This window comes from Bradyrhizobium sp. 2TAF24, from assembly GCF_052115025.1.
GTDB lineage: Bacteria > Pseudomonadota > Alphaproteobacteria > Rhizobiales > Xanthobacteraceae > Bradyrhizobium_A.
In genome coordinates this window covers 1-17,737 of sequence record NZ_JBFRFW010000043.1, presented here as the reverse complement: position 1 = coordinate 17,737, position 17,737 = coordinate 1, and the positions used below count along the sequence as shown (strand labels likewise).

General features: G+C 63.7%; 17 protein-coding genes, 1 tRNA gene and 1 rRNA gene. 7 read left to right on the top strand and 12 right to left on the bottom strand.

The window, feature by feature from the left end:
• The 4 genes from AB4Z37_RS32610 to AB4Z37_RS32595 all read right to left on the bottom strand — a co-directional run.
• Positions 1–1,823 (bottom strand): autotransporter-associated beta strand repeat-containing protein (locus AB4Z37_RS32610; RefSeq protein ID WP_441520816.1); only part of this gene is annotated, 1,823 nt, incomplete at its 3' end.
• Positions 1,824–2,386: 563 nt separating this feature from the next.
• Positions 2,387–3,382, bottom strand: coding sequence for a hypothetical protein (locus AB4Z37_RS32605; protein WP_441520815.1), 996 nt, complete (start codon positions 3,380–3,382; stop codon positions 2,387–2,389).
• Between the two features lie 43 nt (positions 3,383–3,425).
• Positions 3,426–3,629, bottom strand: coding sequence for a hypothetical protein (locus tag AB4Z37_RS32600; protein WP_441520814.1), 204 nt, complete (start codon positions 3,627–3,629; stop codon positions 3,426–3,428).
• 902 nt (positions 3,630–4,531) lie between these two features.
• Positions 4,532–4,608: transfer RNA gene (locus AB4Z37_RS32595), tRNA-Met, on the bottom strand.
• 354 nt (positions 4,609–4,962) lie between these two features.
• Between AB4Z37_RS32595 and AB4Z37_RS32590 the strand changes: the two genes are divergently transcribed.
• From AB4Z37_RS32590 to AB4Z37_RS32575, 4 genes are all read left to right on the top strand, one after another.
• A complete protein-coding gene (locus AB4Z37_RS32590) occupies positions 4,963–5,745 on the top strand; it encodes an SDR family oxidoreductase (RefSeq protein WP_441520813.1) in 783 nt (260 codons plus the stop codon).
• An 84-nt stretch (positions 5,746–5,829) separates the two neighbouring features.
• Positions 5,830–6,675, top strand: a complete 846-nt coding sequence (locus AB4Z37_RS32585; RefSeq protein ID WP_441520812.1) for an MBL fold metallo-hydrolase — start codon at positions 5,830–5,832, stop codon at positions 6,673–6,675.
• Between the two features lie 115 nt (positions 6,676–6,790).
• On the top strand, positions 6,791–7,633 hold the full coding sequence (locus AB4Z37_RS32580; RefSeq protein ID WP_211966486.1) for a fumarylacetoacetate hydrolase family protein: 843 nt from the start codon (positions 6,791–6,793) through the stop codon (positions 7,631–7,633).
• Positions 7,634–7,705: 72 nt separating this feature from the next.
• Positions 7,706–8,488, top strand: a complete 783-nt coding sequence (locus AB4Z37_RS32575; RefSeq protein ID WP_441520811.1) for a transporter substrate-binding domain-containing protein — start codon at positions 7,706–7,708, stop codon at positions 8,486–8,488.
• Positions 8,489–8,697: 209 nt separating this feature from the next.
• On the opposite strand, the gene AB4Z37_RS32570 is transcribed toward AB4Z37_RS32575, so the two are convergent.
• The 4 genes from AB4Z37_RS32570 to AB4Z37_RS32555 all read right to left on the bottom strand — a co-directional run bounded on the left by AB4Z37_RS32570 (position 8,698) and on the right by AB4Z37_RS32555 (position 10,979).
• Positions 8,698–9,114 carry an SRPBCC family protein gene (locus tag AB4Z37_RS32570; protein ID WP_441520810.1) on the bottom strand — a complete coding sequence of 139 codons (417 nt, stop codon included), beginning with the start codon at positions 9,112–9,114 and terminating at the stop codon, positions 8,698–8,700.
• Positions 9,115–9,123: 9 nt separating this feature from the next.
• Positions 9,124–9,486, bottom strand: coding sequence for a VOC family protein (locus tag AB4Z37_RS32565; RefSeq protein WP_441520809.1), 363 nt, complete (start codon positions 9,484–9,486; stop codon positions 9,124–9,126).
• 84 nt (positions 9,487–9,570) lie between these two features.
• Positions 9,571–10,416 (bottom strand): helix-turn-helix transcriptional regulator, encoded by an 846-nt coding sequence (locus AB4Z37_RS32560; protein WP_441520808.1) that lies wholly within the window; start codon positions 10,414–10,416, stop codon positions 9,571–9,573.
• Complete coding sequence (locus AB4Z37_RS32555) at positions 10,413–10,979, bottom strand: methylated-DNA--[protein]-cysteine S-methyltransferase (protein WP_441520807.1); 567 nt, start codon at positions 10,977–10,979, stop codon at positions 10,413–10,415. The genes AB4Z37_RS32560 and AB4Z37_RS32555 overlap by 4 nt, the downstream gene beginning before the upstream one ends.
• A 180-nt stretch (positions 10,980–11,159) precedes the next feature.
• On the opposite strand from AB4Z37_RS32555, the gene AB4Z37_RS32550 reads away from it, so the two are divergent.
• Positions 11,160–12,422 carry a M20/M25/M40 family metallo-hydrolase gene (locus AB4Z37_RS32550; RefSeq protein ID WP_441520806.1) on the top strand — a complete coding sequence of 421 codons (1,263 nt, stop codon included), beginning with the start codon at positions 11,160–11,162 and terminating at the stop codon, positions 12,420–12,422.
• Between the two features lie 131 nt (positions 12,423–12,553).
• Positions 12,554–13,642, top strand: coding sequence for a Zn-dependent alcohol dehydrogenase (locus AB4Z37_RS32545; RefSeq protein ID WP_441520805.1), 1,089 nt, complete (start codon positions 12,554–12,556; stop codon positions 13,640–13,642).
• A 201-nt stretch (positions 13,643–13,843) separates the two neighbouring features.
• Here the strand turns inward: AB4Z37_RS32545 and AB4Z37_RS32540 are convergent, their stop codons facing one another.
• The 3 genes from AB4Z37_RS32540 to AB4Z37_RS32530 all read right to left on the bottom strand — a co-directional run bounded on the left by AB4Z37_RS32540 (position 13,844) and on the right by AB4Z37_RS32530 (position 16,502).
• Positions 13,844–14,218, bottom strand: a complete 375-nt coding sequence (locus tag AB4Z37_RS32540) for a DUF4189 domain-containing protein (RefSeq protein WP_441520804.1) — start codon at positions 14,216–14,218, stop codon at positions 13,844–13,846.
• Between the two features lie 208 nt (positions 14,219–14,426).
• Entirely contained in the window at positions 14,427–15,752 is a 1,326-nt protein-coding gene (locus AB4Z37_RS32535; protein WP_441520803.1) for a M20/M25/M40 family metallo-hydrolase, read from the bottom strand.
• 132 nt (positions 15,753–15,884) lie between these two features.
• Positions 15,885–16,502 (bottom strand): hypothetical protein, encoded by a 618-nt coding sequence (locus tag AB4Z37_RS32530; RefSeq protein ID WP_441520802.1) that lies wholly within the window; start codon positions 16,500–16,502, stop codon positions 15,885–15,887.
• A gap of 543 nt (positions 16,503–17,045) precedes the next feature.
• On the opposite strand from AB4Z37_RS32530, the gene AB4Z37_RS32525 reads away from it, so the two are divergent.
• The gene (locus AB4Z37_RS32525) at positions 17,046–17,447 is read left to right on the top strand and encodes a hypothetical protein (protein ID WP_441520801.1); all 402 of its coding nucleotides are present in this window, start codon (positions 17,046–17,048) and stop codon (positions 17,445–17,447) included.
• A gap of 156 nt (positions 17,448–17,603) precedes the next feature.
• On the opposite strand, the gene rrf is transcribed toward AB4Z37_RS32525, so the two are convergent.
• Positions 17,604–17,718, bottom strand: a 5S ribosomal RNA gene (rrf, locus tag AB4Z37_RS32520).
• Positions 17,719–17,737: the final 19 nt, after the last annotated feature.

Below are 17,737 nucleotides of genomic sequence, written 5' to 3'. Positions count from 1 at the left end.
AGGGCGAGATCGCCGACGATGCCGGTCGAGCTGCCGGGCGTACCGCCCCCCGGCGCGAAGGTGGCGCCGCTGTTGATGGTGACGAAGGGCGGATCGATGATGCCGCGGCCCATCAGCGTGCCGCCGGAATTGACGGTCACCGACGCCGTGTGGGTGATCGTGCCCTGCACGTCCAGCGTGCCGCCATTGACGACGGTGGCGCCGGAATAGCCGAGCGTGCCCTGCAGCGCCGTCACACCGCTGGTGGTGGTCAGACTCGCCGTGCCGCCGAGGTTCTGGATGGTGCCGCCGGTGGAGCTGATCGGCGCATTCAGGCTGCCGTTGCGGATCGTGCCGCCGTCGAGCTGCACGGCGCTTTGTGTCTGGGTGGTGCCGCCGAGATCGAGCGTGGCCGTCGGCCCAACGAAGGTCTGGTTGGCGACATTTCCCAGCGTGCCGGCTCCGGACAGCTGCAGCGTGCCGCCTATGACAGTGGTGTCCTGGGAATAGGTATTGGCTCCGGTCAGCGTGAGGGTCCCCGCGCCGTTTTTGGCGATGGCGCCGTGGCCGGAGATGACGTTGTCAACCACCGTGGCGACATCCGTGATCATCATCAGACCTGAGGACGTCATGGAGTTGTTGAGGCTGATGCCACCAGTCAGCTGCGAGGTCGGGCCAGTGAAGGCCAGGTAGTTGACGCTGCCGCCGACGAACTGGATGGCGTTGGCTTGCACCCCGCTCGCGTTGATTCCTCCGCTGATGCTGCCACCGGCGCCCATGATGACCAGAACGTTCGACCCAACGAGGCCAGCCCCGCCGCTGCCGGCGTGACCGGTCGGGGGCACGCTGCCGGCATTGCCGCCGGAGACCGCGCCATTGACCGTGATCTGGAACACGCCCTGGCCGTTGCCCCGCGCGGACAGCCCGACGCCACCTCCACCGCTGAAGTCATTGGCAGAACCGCCATTGCCACCCGCCACCACACCATTGATCGTGAACTGTGTCTGGCCGGTCCCAGTGGCCGAGATGGACAGCGCATCGCCGCCGCCCCCGCCGAAGCCATGAAAACCACCCGCGCCACCCTCGCCGCCCCTCACCGTGCCGTTGATCGTGAACGCGGCACCACGGACGCCATTGTTCGGAGTAAAGAGCAGTCCGATGCCGCCGCTGCCGCCGACGCCGCCACTTGCGGGCTGGCCGGTGTAACCAGAACCACCCGCGCCACCATCGCCGCCAATCACATCGACCGACAACGTGCCAGCCAGATACGAGCTGCCCCCGCTAACGACGGCGCCGTAACCGCCGGCTCCACCGCCTCCGGCGGCCGGCTGCGACGCGCCATGGCCATCAAAGGCATCGCCACCGTTACCGCCATAGCCGCCGTAGGCGCTCGATGTCGGCAAGGCGCCGCCGACAAAGCCGTGCGAGCCGCCGCCGCCGCCGCTTCCGGAGCCATCGGTGTCGGTCCCGCCACCGCCGCCGTTCTCGCCGGGAGATACACCTCCTCTCCCTCCCACAACGCCAGCGACTGGTCCGCGCGCGCTCGCGCCGCCGTTGCCGCCGGTCCTGCCAGCGCCGCCGCCACCGCCACCCGCGACATGGTTGCCCCCAGCACTGGTGCCGTCCCACCCAGGGGATGTGAATTGATCGCCGCCCCCGAGGTTGTAGTACTCAAGACTGTTGAGCACATCGACAAAGAAACCCGATTGGCCGCCATCGGCGAATGCGGGCGCGGTGAGCGCCGTGCTGACCAGCAGAGCCGCCGCCAGGCCGCTGGTGCGAGAGGCATAACGAACAACCGGGGTCACCGTCGGCACTGCCGGCCGCATTCCAAAAAAGCTCATGTCCACTCCAACGGCGCTGGCGGTCCGTCGGCCATGATCGCCTACTTCCAGAAACCGACTCGCACGACGTTATTCTGGAGCGTGCTTGGTCACCCGAACGCAAATTTGTCCACGAAACACCGCGGCGCGATGTAAGTGACTGTAAAGACGGTATTGGGATGCGCGATCAGAACGGCCTTGCGATCGAGACGCAGCGACACGATCGGGCGCCGCGCCCGCGATCATCCGCGCGGCACGACGGCCCAGAGGATGCAACGACCGTCGCCGACCACATGCCGCAAGGGTCGGCACAACCGTGATCACTCGCGGATAAAAAAAGCCGCCCCTTGAAGGCGGCTGATGTGGCCGGCGTTGCCAAGCAAGAAAGGTTGGTTGCGGGAAGGCGCAACAGCCGCCCCACAGACTCGCGCCGATTATGATGTCCCTGAAATTATAAGGGATCTGGACAGCGCAATCCGCTCAAGCTTCGGAAGCGGGTGCGAGTCTCAACCCGTCGACGACCGTTTTGGAATGCCAGCACGCAAAGACGGGGATCCCTGGGAAGAATTTACGAAGTCGGAAAATCACAATGCGAAATAGTCGACCTGCGGTCGAGGTATATAGTTCGATACGTCATCATAGTATTTTTCGATACTGTCGTGGAATTCGTCGAAGCAGTGCTTGATGTCGTGCATGTCGTTGACGGCTTCATGAGCGGCATTTTCCGCTATGACTGAGGTGCCTCGCAGCGCGGTCGTCAATAGATTGGCATGCATTAATCCAAGATCGCTACGCATATGAGCTATGAACACTTCCACGACTTTCTCCAAGTCGTATTTCCTGGCGATACGAAGGAGATGATCTTCTGCATCGTCAGCTTCGAACGCGCGCGCCTCAATCAATTGAAGGCAGCAGACCAGCGAGAGGCAGCTTCTCATACCGATAGATTCAAAATTTCGGATCAATGATAACGTACCAATTGTGGGATAGCTGCTGGCGACATGGCCGGAAAGTCGATCAATCTTGTCCAATGCGGCTTCATAAGAACGATAATGCTCCATCTCCTCCATCGCATATTCGATTACCGTCTGACGAATGAGTGAATCTTCCCAATCGTTGGCAACTCTCAGCAGCGTTGGGGATAGGAGCCGCACGTAGTGGTAGGTCTCAAGCAGCAACCCGATAAACACTTCCCTCCTGCAAAGACCAGCCTCCAGTCGACCGAAAAGGCCATGTAAATCTATCTGTCTCCGCCACATGATCGAAGTATCCTCGACCGAGCGAAGAAAATCATCAACGGGAATTTCGGCAGTATTAGTACGGAGCTGAAGGAGACCGGCCGAATCGAAAGCATCAGCCACCTCGATAATGTCCCCCTCACTAACTCCCGTGGCTTTGCTTATGTCTTGAATCGTATGACGCCCATCGAAATAGCTCTTCAGATGAAAGAAGCTTGGTAGGCCTCCTTGAAGCAACTCCAATTGAAAGTGCTTCCTCCCTACAACTAAGGTAATGTAAGGTTGTTCCGGTTCTGTGATCATGGTGCAGTGCCGGAGGCGAGGCCGATCGAGAGCGCGCATCAACGCCTCCGGTCCTTTAGCGTCTCAGGGTCTTTGTCGGCTATTAGCCGCACCTCAAGATCACCGAAGCCTTGGCCTTGAGATCAGCAGAATCGGAACCTTTTACTGCAACCTTCAGGCTGTTCGGCGTCTCGATGATGACGTTTCGATCATCGGGAATGCGAGGATCCGCATCTTTCAGCGCCTCTACTTCCTCAATATTGACTTTCACACCCTTGGCAACTCGGACGGTGATATTATCAGGCATGGCCTTCCTCCATAAAACATTGAGAAAAACGCCTAAAATATTCAGAAAAACGCCTAGTCCGCGTCGTTGACTTTACCTATAACAGCCGCCGCTTGCAATCCATGGTCGTGCTTTCCATTCATTCAAAATAAGGTTGAGTATGTGCTTCCGGCTGAGCGCCAGCTTGCTCAGGAACCACGGTGACCGCGCACTGAATTCTACGGTTGAAACCAAGCCTCTTCCCGTAGCGAAAGCGCCGCTACCATTTGAGAATCAGAAGCTCGGCAATCCATCAGGGTGAAGGCATTTTCCCTTTGGCTTAGCTCGAAACTTTTCAATGATTGCGTGCTTTTCCGAACGTCGAATGTCGGCATCTCAGAGGTTATCAAGCGCGCGTCTATGGCGGCACGCTGTGTCCTCCAAAGAGCTCTTTTTGATTATGGTGTCCGGCATCAAACCAGTTTCCACACATAGCAAGCACTGAGATAAAGTTTGCTCGCAAGGACTGAAAGCACCGTCGATGGGTAACTCACAATGCCGACGCTTTGCTCATCAGCGCGACCGCCGTTCTTGGGTGCTACTGATTCAAAAGTAGATCGAGGCTCCAGTGAAAGGCGCCCGCCTGTAGAAATATCTTGATTGGATCTAAGACGAGACTTTGCCTTTCCCACAGCCGACCTCTGCATCGCAATGTCGTAATTTTCGTTTGCAGTGGCGCGTGCCAGTGCGCGAACGAACGCAGTCAGAAAATGCTGCGCCTCAAGCGACAGCTCCGCGAAGGTTTTCTTGAGGGGGATGGGCGAGCGCGATCGAGGCAATGGAAGGACTTTCACTGCCCCCATTCGTCATCGATGTGTTTGCGGCTCACAGATTTACAATGCAAAAAGCCCTCGAAATCAAAATGATTTCAAGGGCTTAATGGTTGGTTGCGGGGATAGGATTTGAACCTATGACCTTCAGGTTATGAGCCTGACGAGCTACCGGGCTGCTCCACCCCGCGTCAATCCGTGCGTGCCCTGTCGAAAAACCATTTCCGAAGAACGGTGATGGCAGCGACCTTGGTGATCAAGGCGCTGATCCCGCTTGTCCGGAGGGTCCAGAGAAGGCGTCCGGGGCAAAGCCCGCGGTTGCGAGGCGTATGTACCAATCGAACCGGGATTTGGAAAGGGGCCACACCGATCTTTTTCATGAATTTGTGACGTTTCCCCCATGCCTCGCAAAGCCTTGATTCCGTTCGCGTTATGTCCGCCTTGCGGCGGCAGCGAAAACATGAAGCATGGCTGGCTCAGGCTTTGCCACCGTCACAACGGCGCATGGACCGCGGGCCGAGGAACAAGAACACGGGAGCACAACAGTGGATCTGGGCATTTCAGGACGGCGGGCGCTGGTCTGCGCCGCGAGCAAGGGCCTCGGCCGCGCCTGCGCGGTGGCGCTGGCCGACGAGGGCGTGCATGTGACGCTGGTGGCCCGCGGGGCCGAGGCGCTGGAGCGCACCGCCGACGAGATCCGCCGCGCCCATCCCGGACTAGAGGTCAAGACGGTCGCCGCCGACATCACGACGCCCGAAGGGCGCGCCGCGGCGCTCGCCGCCTGTCCGCAGCCGGACATCCTCGTCAACAACGCCGGCGGGCCGCCGCCGGGCGACTTCCGCAACTGGACCCGCGACGACTGGATCAAGGCGCTCGACGCCAACATGCTGACCCCGATCGAGCTGATCAAGGCGACGGTCGACCACATGATCGCGCGGAAGTTCGGGCGCATCGTCAACATCACCTCGGCGGCGGTGAAGGCGCCGATCGACGTGCTCGGCCTCTCCAACGGCGCGCGCACCGGCCTCACCGGCTTCGTCGCCGGCCTGTCGCGCAAGACCGTGCGGCACAACGTCACCATCAATGCGCTGCTGCCGGGACCGTTCGACACCGATCGCCTGCGCACGGTGAGCACCAACCAGGCCAAGGTCGCGGGCGTCACGCCCGACGAGATCATGCGCCAGCGCGCCAGCGAGAACCCGGCAGGCCGCTTCGGCGATCCCGAGGAGTTCGGCCTCGCCTGCGCCTTCCTGTGCGGCGCCAAGTCCGGCTACATCACCGGGCAGAACATCCTGCTCGACGGCGGCGCATTTCCCGGCACACTGTAGTCACAGCATCATCGCGCGCGGATCACAGGTCCGCGCGCCAATCGTCGCGGCAGCGATCTGCGGGACCACAAGGAGAGGCGCCGGATGCAGTGGACCGTCGGCAAGGTCAAGGTCACCAAGATCGTCGAGATCGACACCACCGGCGGCACCCGATTCATCCTGCCCCAGGCCTCCACCGAGGAAGCGCGCAAGCTGCCCTGGCTGGTGCCGCGCTTCGCCAACGACCAGGGTCGCCTGCGGATGACGATCCATTCGCTGATCGTCGAGACGCCGACACGGCGCATCATCGTCGACACCGGTCTCGGCAACGACAAGCAGGGCCGCCATGTGCCGGTATGGAACGGGCTGAACACGCCGTTCCTGCAACAACTCACCAGCGCGGGCTACCCGCCGGAGAGCATCGATCTCGTGCTCTGCACCCATCTCCATGTCGACCATGTCGGCTGGAACACACGCATCGAGGGCGACCGCTGGGTGCCGACCTTTGTCAACGCGCGCTACCTGTTCGGGAAGACCGAGTACGAACACTGGGCCGCGCATCAGGACGACGCAGCGCATCCACCGGTGTCGTTCCTCGATTCCGTGCAGCCGATCGTCGATGCTGGACGGGCCGAGCTGATCGGCCCTGAGACCAGGGTGTGCGAGGAGCTGACGCTGCTGCCGACACCCGGCCACAGCCCCGGCCATCTCAGCGTGCTGATCGAATCCGAAGGTGAAAGTCTGCTGCTGATGGGCGACGCGGCACACCATCCGGTGCAGATGGCGCATCTCGACTGGTCGTCCACCGTCGATCACGATCCGGCGCAGGCGATCCGCACCCGACACGCGTTGTTCGCGCGCTTCGCCGACACGCCGACGCGGGTGATCGGCGGCCATTTCGACATCGGCCATCTCGTGCGCGACGGCGACGCGTTCCGCCTGATTGCCTGAGGGCACGCACCCTCGTCCCATATGATGGGGCGCAGCCACCATGCCGGAGCGCGGTTGAATTTTGACGCTGACTGCTTCAAAAAACGGCCAGCACACGCCCAACGGGAGAACCACCATGAAACTCGTACGCTATGGCGCCGCCGGCCAGGAAAAGCCCGGCCTGCTCGACAGCGCCGGCCGTATCCGCGATCTGTCGGCACACATCAAGGACATCACCGGAGAGACCGTATCGCCGGAAGGCCTTGCCAAGCTCGCCAAGATCGATCCGGCATCGCTGCCGCTGGTGGACGGCAACCCGCGGTTCGGTGCGCCTGTCACCGCCATCTCCAAGTTCGTCGCCATCGGCCTGAACTATGCCGACCACGCCGCCGAATCCGGCATGCCGATCCCGCCGGAGCCGATCTTCTTCCTCAAGGCCAACACCAGCCTGTGCGGCCCGAACGACGCAACCGAGAAGCCGCGCGGTTCCACCAAGCTCGACTGGGAAGTCGAGCTCGCCGCCGTGATCGGCACCCGCGCCCGCTATGTCAGCGAAGCGGATGCCCTCAATCACGTCGCCGGCTATGCGGTGTGCAACGACGTCTCCGAGCGCAACTTCCAGCTCGAGCGCGGCGGCACCTGGACCAAGGGCAAGTCGCACGACACCTTCGGCCCGGTCGGCCCGTGGCTCGTGACCAAGGATGAAATCGCCGACCCGCAGAAGCTCGGCATGTGGCTCGACGTCAACGGCGAGCGCCGCCAGACCGGCAACACCTCGACCATGATCTTCACGGTCGCCAAGTGCATCGCCTACGTCTCGCAGTTCATGACCCTGCTGCCCGGTGACATCGTCACCACCGGCACCCCGCCGGGCGTCGGCGGCGGCATGAAGCCGCCCAAGTTCCTCAATATTGGCGACATCGTCACCCTCGGCATCGATGGTCTCGGCGCACAGCGCCAGGAGATCATCGCGGCCTGATCCTGCTCACCGCCGGCGGCGCACCTTGCTGCGATCGCCGGCGGTCTCTCACGATGACCGGGAGAACACGCGATGCGGTGGACGATCCCAGCGGCGGCAGCCGCGCTCGCCATGCTTGCCAGCGGCGCGCTGGCCCAATCTCCCTCCCCGTCACGCCTCGACGACATCATCAGCCGCGGCACGCTGCGCGTCGGCATGACCGGCGACTACCGGCCCTTCACCTCCCTCAACAAGACCACGTCGAGCTTCGAGGGCTTCGACGTCGACATGGCGCAGGCGCTGGGACAGGCGCTCGGCGTCAAGGTCGAGTTCGTGCCGACGAGCTGGCCGACCATGACCCGAGATTTCGAGGCCGGCGCCTTCGACATGGCCGCCGGCGGCGTCTCCATTACCCTCGACCGCCAGAAAAAGGGGCTGTTCTCCACCGCCCTCATGCGCGAAGGCAAGACGCCGATCGCCCGTTGCGCCGATGCGGCCAGGTTCGACAGCCTCGCCGACATCGACAAGCCCGGCACCAAGGTCATCGTCAATCCCGGCGGCACCAACGAACGTTTTGCGCGCGCCCACATCAAGGCGGCGCAGATCGAGGTCTATCCCGACAACGTCACCATTTTCGATCAGATCGCCAGCGGCCATGCCGACCTGATGATGACGGATGCCTCGGAGACGCGCTATCAGCAGAAGCTGCACCCCGGCGTGCTGTGCGCGGTGCATCCGGACAAACCGTTCGACTTCGCCGAGAAAGCCTACTGGCTGCAGCGCGATGTGGCGCTCAAGGCCTTCGTCGACCAGTGGCTGCACATCATCCGCGAGAACGGCAGCTACCAGGCGACCTACGACAAGTGGTTCAATTGACGTGAACGAGCCATAGCGCTGAACGTGGGCAGCGCGCTCCGCGTTCCTCCTCATCCTGAGGAGCCCGCCAACGGGTCCGCGCGAAGCGCGGCCCGATGACAGGCTCCGCTGGCGTCTCGAAGGATGAGGCCACAGCCACCGCCGGACCTCATGGTTCGAGACACGCGGCTTTGCCGCGCTCCTCACCATGAAGAGTTCCTGCTGTTTCGTTACGATCCCGCCGCGGCCGCCTCCTTCTCCAGCGCCGCCTTCATCGCGACGACGCCGAGCTCCATCTGCGCCGCGAGATAGCCACCGAGCGCGTTCGGCAGGAAATCCGCGGTCCAGACAAAGCGGCAGGCACCATCGCCCTCGGCAAACACCTGGGCGGAGGCGCTGTGCTGCGTCAGCTGGCCGCCGACCACGGCATAGACCAGCCGCCGCCGCGCGGCATCACGGTCGACCAAGATCTCGCGCGCCTCCATACCGTTGCTGAAAGTCACAATGCGCGTGTGTTCATCCTCAAGACGACAGGCGGTGACGAAGCCCGGCACCAGGCGCGTCGCGAGCGCGCCGAAATCGGCAAGCGCCGCCCACACCCGGTCGGCCGGCGCAGCCACACTGAATTCCTTGCAAACCGATCCCATCGCAGCCTCCTATTTCAAACAGACCGCTTCGACATTGTTGCCGTCGGGATCGATCAGGAACGCGGCGTAATAGGTCGGGCTGTAATCCGCCCGCAGCCCTGGCGCGCCATTGTCCTTGCCGCCGGCCTTCAGTCCCTCCGCATGGAACTGATCGACGGCCCTGCGGTTCGGCGCCTGGAAGGCGACATGGGTGCCAGTGGCCGGCGATGCCTTGGCAAGATGCAGCCACAGCGCCGGCGCATCCTTTGGCCCGAGGCCGGCACCGTTCGTATCGCGCGAGCACAGCACATGGCCAAGGCCCGCGAGCGCTGCTTCATAGAAGCGCACGCTGGCGGCGAGGTCCTTCACCCGTAGTCCAATATGGTCGTACATGACGATCTCCTGTTGTCGAGAGAGCGTCACGATAGGGCGCATGCGGCGCCGAACACTTGGACAAACTTGCGCGGGACAGCAGCGCTAGACCAGCGTCGCGGCGAGCCGTGCCTGCACCAGCTGGCGATCGCCCTTGGCCATGCGACGGAAGCCGCGCGGCGACACGCCGGCGGCGCGGTGGAAGGTGCGCACGAAGTTCGAGAGATCGCCGAAACCGACGTCGAACGCCACGTCAGTGATCGCGCGCTCGTCCTCGGCGAGCAGCCGCGCCGCGCGGCGCAGCCGCGACCGCACCAGATACTGATGCGGGCTGACCCCGAGCACCCGGGTGAACAGGCGCAGGAAATGAAATGCGCTCAGCTCGGCCTTGCCCGCGGCGCTGTCGAGATCGATGGCACGGTGGGAATAGGCGTCGATCCACAGTGCCGTTTCCACCACGCGGCGGCGATCCGCGGCGCGGATCCGGCCGCGCGCCCGCTTCGTTCCGGTCATGGCTTCGGCAAAACGCGAGGCCAGCAGCAGGCCGACCTCGTCGAGCCCGAGATCGCTGCGGTCGTCGGCGACCGCCTGCGCCAGCTCGCCCGCGACCATCAGTTCGGGCAGCGGCGGCATCGCCGCGGCGCGCCATGTCTCCGGATCGGGAGCGAGCGTCTCCGCAAGCTCTGGTGCGAACTGAAAATGCAGGCACTCGTCGCCGCAGGCATGGTGCTCATGGCTGCAGACATATTCGTCGCCGGGTCGACCGACCAGCAGCGAGCCGGCAACGAGATCATAACTCTGGCCCAGCGCCTCGCAGGCAAAACTGCCCTTGCGGACATAGGCGATGGAGAAGCCGTTGTGCACCTCGGTGAACGGGATATCGTGCGGGCCGAGGCTGCAGCGATAATCGGTGACCGACACCGGTCCTTGCTGGAGGAAGGCCGCGCTCATGAAGACCGCCCCGGCCGCGGCCCGCGCGGCTCTCCCGGATCGAAATCGAACAGCGACGGCGTATAGTTCACATACGCCCCTTCGATCTCCAGCATCTTCAGCTTGGTCACTACACCACCATTGGCCGAGAAACCGCCCGGCTTGCCACCAGCCGCCAGCACGCGGTGGCAAGGCACGATGATCGGATAGGGATTCTGCCCGAGTGCCTGGCCGACATCGCGCGACAGCTCGACGCCGCCGAGGCGTTTGGCGATATCGCCATAGGTCAGGGTCTTGCCGGCGGGAATGCCGCGGGCGATGTCATAGACCTTGCAGTTGAAGTCCGGCACGCCGGCGACATCGAGCCGAATCTGGGAGAGATCCCGCGCCTCGCCATTCATCAGCGCAACCATGCCGATGATGGCCTCGCGCACGGCCGGCGGCGGGCTGCACTCCTCCAGATCGCCATAGCGCTGGCGCAGCCGGTTACGGGTCTGGACGTCCTTCGGGAGCGGCAACTGCACACCAATGATGCCATGCCCACCCCATGCGATGCCGCATCGGCCGATCGCAGTGTCAAACATGGTGAAACCCTGGGGCATGTCATTGAGATTATCATGGTGCGCCGCGGCACACACTTGGAGATTCTTGCCATCCTGGCGCGAATGCGCCCGCGCTGCCACCCGGAATCCGCAGACGCCCGCTGGCAAAACGCCGACCGCCTGCTAGCCTGCTTCTCCCGAATGCAGATCGGAAATGGTCCCATGGCAAATTTTCTTCAAAATGTTCCGCGCCTTGCGTCAGTGCTCGCGATTGGCTGGGCATGCGCGGCCCCGGCGCAAGCGGCACCGGATGCCAGGCTGAAGGCTGCGGCCGAGCAGGAACAACAGGCGTTGATCGACACCCTGCACGACATGGTGATGATCGAATCCGGCAGCAGCGATGTCGCGGGCCTTGCCAGGATGGCCGATCTCACCGAGGGGCGGCTGAAGGCCCTCGGCTTCAAGACCGAACGGCGCAAGACCACCGCTGGCGCCGGCGCCGACATCGTGGTCGGCACGCTGGACGGCACCGGCACGCGCAAGCTGATGCTGATCGGCCATATGGATACGGTCTATCAGACCGGCATCCTCGCCACCCAACCGTATCGCGTCGACGGCAACCGGATCTATGGCCCGGGGATCGCCGACGACAAGGGCGGCCTGGCCGTGGTGCTGCATGCGCTCAAGATCCTCAAGGACAGCGGCTGGCGTGACTATGCCCGGCTGACCGTGATGTTCAATCCCGACGAGGAGGTCGGCTCCGGCGGCTCGGGTGACATCATCGCCGAGGCCGCCGACCAGCACGACGTGGTGCTGTCCTGCGAGCCGACGCTCGCCGGACGCGCGGGCAGCCCCGACTCGGTGCTGCTCGGCGCCAGCGGCACCACGACCGTGACCATGGAGGTCAAAGGCCGCGCCTCGCATGCGGGCGTCGCCCCGGATCTCGGCCGCAACGCCCTTATCGAGCTCGCCCATCAGTTGCTGCAGACCCGCGACGTCGCCAAATCCATTCCCGGCGTACAGCTCAACTGGACGGTGGCGCAGGCCGGCACGGTGCGCAACCAGATCCCGGATAAGGCCACGGCCAGCGGCGACGTCCGCCTGACCGCCAGCGATGGCGCCGAGAAACTGCGCGCCGCACTGGAGGACAAGGTCAATTCCAGCAAGCTGGTGCCCGATACGGAAACCAGCATCCGGATCGCCAAAGGGCGCCCGCCCTTCGTCGGCGGCGAGGCCAGCCGCGCGCTCGCCAAGCGCGCCCAAGATATCTATGCCGAGCTCGACCGGCCGCTGACCATCGTCGAGATGACCGGCGGCGGCACCGATGCCGGCTTCGCCAGCCGCGGCGGCAAGGCCACGGTGCTGGAAAGCCTGGGGCTCGCGGGCTTCGGCTACCACGCCCGCGACGAATTCATCGTCACCGATTCGATCGTGCCGCGCCTCTACCTGATGAGCCGCCTTCTGATCGAACTCGGCAAGAGCTGAGCCGCGCCCACAGTCGCCCGACGCAGCCACTCGACGCAAGAGACCTGCGGCCGGGGCGAGACAAGCTCGGCAGCCCCGCTTCGGCGGGCGCCGCCGACCATAACAAGAACCGTCGCGAGGAAAATGCTGTCATGAAGGCCGCCGTCCTGCACGCCCCGAACACCCCGCTCACCATCGAAGACGTCAGCCTGCAGAAGCCGGGTCCACGCGAGGTGCTGATCCGCACCTGCGTCGCCGGCCTCTGCCATTCCGACCTGCATTTCATGGAGGGGCTCTATCCGCACCCGCTCCCCGCCGTGCTCGGCCACGAGTCCGCCGGCGTGGTCGAGCAGGTCGGCTCCGACGTTACCTATGTGGCACCAGGCGACCATGTCGTGACCTGCCTCTCGGTGTTCTGCGGCACCTGCGACAACTGCGCGACCGGCCGCACGGTGCTGTGCACCAACACCGATGTGAAGATGGCGCCAGGCCAGTCGAAAAGGCTGAGCTGGAAGGGCGGCGAACCGATGCACCAGTTCCTGAACCTGTCGTCGTTCGCCGAGCAGATGCTGGTGCACGAGAACGCCATCGTCAGGATCCGCAAGGACATGCCGCTCGAGCTCGCGGCGCTGATCGGCTGCGGCGTGATCACCGGCTACGGCGCCGTGGTCAACACGGCAAAGGTCGCCGCCGGCGAGACCGTGGCGGTGATCGGCTGTGGCGGCGTCGGCATGGCCGCCGTCAACGGCGCGGCGATCGCCGGCGCCGGACGCATCATCGCCATCGACACCAACCCGGCCAAGCTGCAGCTCGCGGCCAAGCTCGGCGCCACCGATCTCGTCAATCCCAGGGAGGGCGACCCGGTCGCGCAGGTCAAGGAGCTGACCCACGGCGGCGTCCAGCACGCCTTCGAGGTGCTCGGCATGAAGGAAACCGTCGAGCAGTCGTTCGCAATGCTGGCCCCCGGCGGCACCGCGACCGTCGTCGGCATGGTGCCGTTCGGCCAGAAGGTGGAGCTGCACGGCTTCGATTTCCTGCGCGAGCGCCGCATCCAGGGCTCGTCGATGGGATCGAACCATTTCCGTGTCGACATGCCTCGCCTGGTCGACTTCTACCTGCGCGGCAAGCTGCATCTCGACGACTGGATCTCGGCGAGGCTCACGCTTGCAGAGATCAACGACGGCTTTGCCAGCATGAAGGCCGGCAAGACGCTGCGCAGCATCGTGGTGTTCGACGCCTGAACGACCGGGGACCGGCATGCCATCGACGACGGCATGCCGGTGAACGCTGCGCAGGCGCGGCTACTTGGAGCCCTTTCGAGTACACGTTTGTGATCCAGCAAAACGAGCGCCCTATGGCTATCTGTTTTGACGCGTTTTCTGAACGTGACCCGGTGCCCACCCCCGGATCGAGCCTGGGGGCATGCTTCGCTCGAAAACGCTTTAATTGCAGTCGGACACGACGATCTTGCAGGAATCGTCGTCGCACCCCGATAGCGCCTTGGCTTCGGCCGTCTTCTGCGTGGTGTTGATGCCCCATCCGCCGTTTTTGCGGCTGGCGGCATAGGCACCGCACTCCTGATAGGCCACGACCGGCTTGCAGGCCTTGCCGCCGGCGTCCCTGCAGAACTGCAGTGAACTCTCCTTGGCCTCGTCCTCGGTGTTGCCGCCGCCGATGCCGTAATAGGGATCCTGATCGGGCTTTTCGAGGTCAACCGCGATAGCACCCCATTTATATTCCTTGTCCTTGGCCACTCCCGGACCGGCACTCAGGATCACGCTCACGATAGCCGCCAGCATGACGGCACGCTTGGACATGTCGAACATCATATCACCCCTTGCCCTCGAAACCGCGCTCCTCAGTTGCGCGTCGGCTTCGCTTGCCACGGTGCGGGACAGCGAGCAAGCGCCGGATTGCCGTTGCCCCCCGGGAGGAATGCCGATCAGGCCCCTTAGCCCCATGCGCCTCCCCGGCGCAGCGTTCATTTCGCCTGGAAAGCGGGCAAAGGTCGCGCGCCGGCCAATTTCATTGCGGCCGGATCTTGAGCAGCGGCTGGGTGACGCCGTCGAGGCCCGTCAGCACCACAGCGGCCAGCAGCGCGTGCTGCGGGCCGAGCCAAGCATCGACCGGCCTGTACCACTCGTTGCGCGAGTGCCAGTTGCCGCCCTCGCCGCCACCGCCGATCGTCACTGCGGGAATGCCGAGCGACATGGCAAGGTTGGAGTCCGTGCTGGAGCCGGCAAAGGTGACCCGCGGCGCGCGGGTCAGCGTCATCACAGCGCGCTGACTGGCCAGCGCGATCGGTGAATCCTCCGCCACCACGCCGGCCGGACGATCCCCGATCAGCTTGATCTCGACATTGAGCTGGTCCGATCCCCAGCGCTTGTTTTCGTCGGCCACCGCCTTTTGAACGACGTCGAGCAGCCTCGCCTCAAGCTTCAGCAACTCCTCCGTGGAATTGGAGCGCATATCCACGGTCATGCGCGCCTCGGCCGCAATCGCGTTGACCGATGTGCCGCCGGTGACGGTGCCGACGGTAAAGGTGGTTTTCGGTTCCGCCGGTGTCCGCAGTTCGGCGATCTCAGCGACGGCGCGGCCGAGCGCATGCGTCGCACTCGGCAGGCCGAACTCCTGGAACGAATGGCCGCCCGGCCCCCTGAAGATCATCTCATAGCGGTGGCTGCCGGTGCCCTGGTTCACCACGCGCGAGATGCCGAGTCCGTCGATCGAGATGAAGCCATCGATGTCCTTGTGGTCGCGGAACAGCGCCTTGACGCCGCGCAGGTTGCCGAGCTCTTCCTCGCCGACGGTCGCGACGAACAGGATATCGCCGACGGTCGCGATCTGATTGGTGTTGAGGGCCTGGATCAGCGACAGCAGCGCGGCGAGCCCGCGCGCATCGTCCCCGATGCCGGGCGCGAGCACCATGCCGTCCTTCTCCTTCACGGTGACGTCGGTCCCCTCCGGAAAGACCGTGTCCTGATGCGCCGAGACCACCAGGCGGGGCCGCCCGCTGCCGCTGCCCTTGCGCAGGGCGATCACGTTGCCCTCGCTGTCGAAGGCGGCGTCCTTGAGGCCGAGCTCCTGGAAGCGCTTCAACAGATATTCGCCGCGCACCCTCTCCTTGTAGGGCGGCGCCGGAATTTCGGTGATCCGCTTCTGCTCCTCGAGCGCACGGGGATCGTCCGCCCTGATATCGGCGAAAGCTTTCGCGATCTTCGGCGACGCCAGGACCGCGGCAGTGGCCGCATCGGCCGCGGATTTGCCCCCCTCCGCGTCGGCAGCCAGCGCCGGCCACATCCCGAGAAACATCAGGACAGCAAGTCTCGCAATACCGCTCAGCATGATCATGACGCCTCCCCGACGACCTCGATTTTGACCACAGTGTAGACGAAGCGCGACGGAACGGGAGATGGCACGATCCAAAAAAAGCCTCCGTGCTGCATCGCACGGAGGCCCGCTCAAATCCGGACAGGCCGGATGCTACTGATCCTCCTGCAGCGCCGCACTCAGCTTGTCGTAGTTCTTGGTGACCACKGCGACATTATCCGGGAACTGAACATTCGGCGTGCTCTTCAGCGCTGCATTCATCTCGTCCAGCGCGGCCTTCTTGTCCTTGGCGGGCATCTTCGCATCGGCCTGGATGGCGGCGATCTGCTTCTTCAGCGCCTCGGGCGGCTGGGTGAACGCCTTGGTCTTGGGGTCGATTCCCGACAGCACCAGCGAGATGTTGTCGACGACGTCGCTGTACTCACCGTAGCTCGCAAAGCCGTGTTTCTTGGCAACCGCGTCAAGCTGCGCCTGCACCTTGGGATCGGGCTTGTCTTGCGCGGCCTGCGGGATCTTGTCGGTGATGGCGTCCATCTCCTTCTGCGAGGCCAGCACGCCTTCCACCTGCTTGTCGCTCAGGGCGATCTGCTTCATCTCGGCCGGCTGCTGCGCCGCGGCCGCAAGAGGAGCCGCGGGGGTAGCCGCCGGCGCCGCCTGCCTGGGAGCATCCTTCGCCGCCTGCGCCAGTGCGCTGCCCGATGCCGCAGCGGCGACCATTACGAAGCATGTGGCCATCAAGGTAGCCCGCCTCGTCGGAGTGAAAGTGCTCATGGTGGTATCCTCTTTGGTTGGCGTCTTGAAACGTGCATGCAGTGTTCGGCCGATTCTCGATTTGGTCGACCGGCCCCGAGCCGCGGTTCAGGGCATTTTGAAGACCCCGGAGTCCCGCTGCAGACCGGCTGAGCTAAGCAATTGCAACCTGAACCGATGATGAGCGACTGAGCGTTCGCCGTTCGGCCGCATGGTGCGCCGAGCGTCGGCGCTCATTGTGGCGGCAGCATCACATATGGACCGCCATCCATGTCCTGCACATCGGAACCTATGCTTCTGCCTGGCGCCAGGTCGCCGATTCGCGATTGACGCGGCATTATCCAAGCTTAGGCTGAAGCCGCGTCCCGGCTGTTTTCTGTTCGTTTCCATCTGTCCGTCGAATGCGACCGCTTCCGACACGACACGCATTTCAATACCGACCCTCCGGGGAATCTCGTTCGACATCTCGGTTCACATCAGGCGCGAGCGCATCAGGCGTTCCAGCGACCATGTTTCTCTCGAGGCGGCATGCAGCTGCTTCGTTTTTCACATACGGAGATTGCGATGAGCGGCAACGTCTACGTCTTCAATGTCTGCAGCCAGACACTCGTACTCAGCATCAATGGGATGCAGATCTCGGCCGGTCAGATTCCGGACTGGTTGAGCAATGCCGGCAACAGCAAATATCGGCCAAACGTGGTGGCGGTCCCGCGGACGCTCAATGCCAGCGATGGACCCGGCAAATTCTTCAATGGCAGAAACGGCCTGATGATCAGTTGGCTGGACGGCGCGTTCGCTGCCTTGATCACGATCGACGGCAGCGGCTTGCCGCTGAATCAGGATCTCCTGCTGTTCATCAACCGAACCAACTGGCAGTTGGTGAACCAGTTCGGCATCCAGGTCTCCAGTGGCGCCGTGACACCGCTGGAATGGCTGCGCGACGTACTCGCGGGCACCGCGCCATAAGCCTCGACTGCGGGATCATGCGGCGTCGCCACTGAGCCGCCTGGCGCACATCGCTGCGGCTGCGACAAATCCGTTCAAACGCAAAAACGCCGCTTCCGTGAGGAAGCGGCGTTCTTGTTTTGAGTGTCGTAAAGAGGAAGCGTCTGTCCTTTGCAGGCCTGGCAGCGACCTACTCTCCCAGGGCTTGAGCCATAGTACCATTGGCGCGGAGGAATTTGACGGCCGAGTTCGGAATGGGATCGGGTATGGGCTCCTCGCAAGAACCACCAGGCCGGCGAAAGACAGAAACA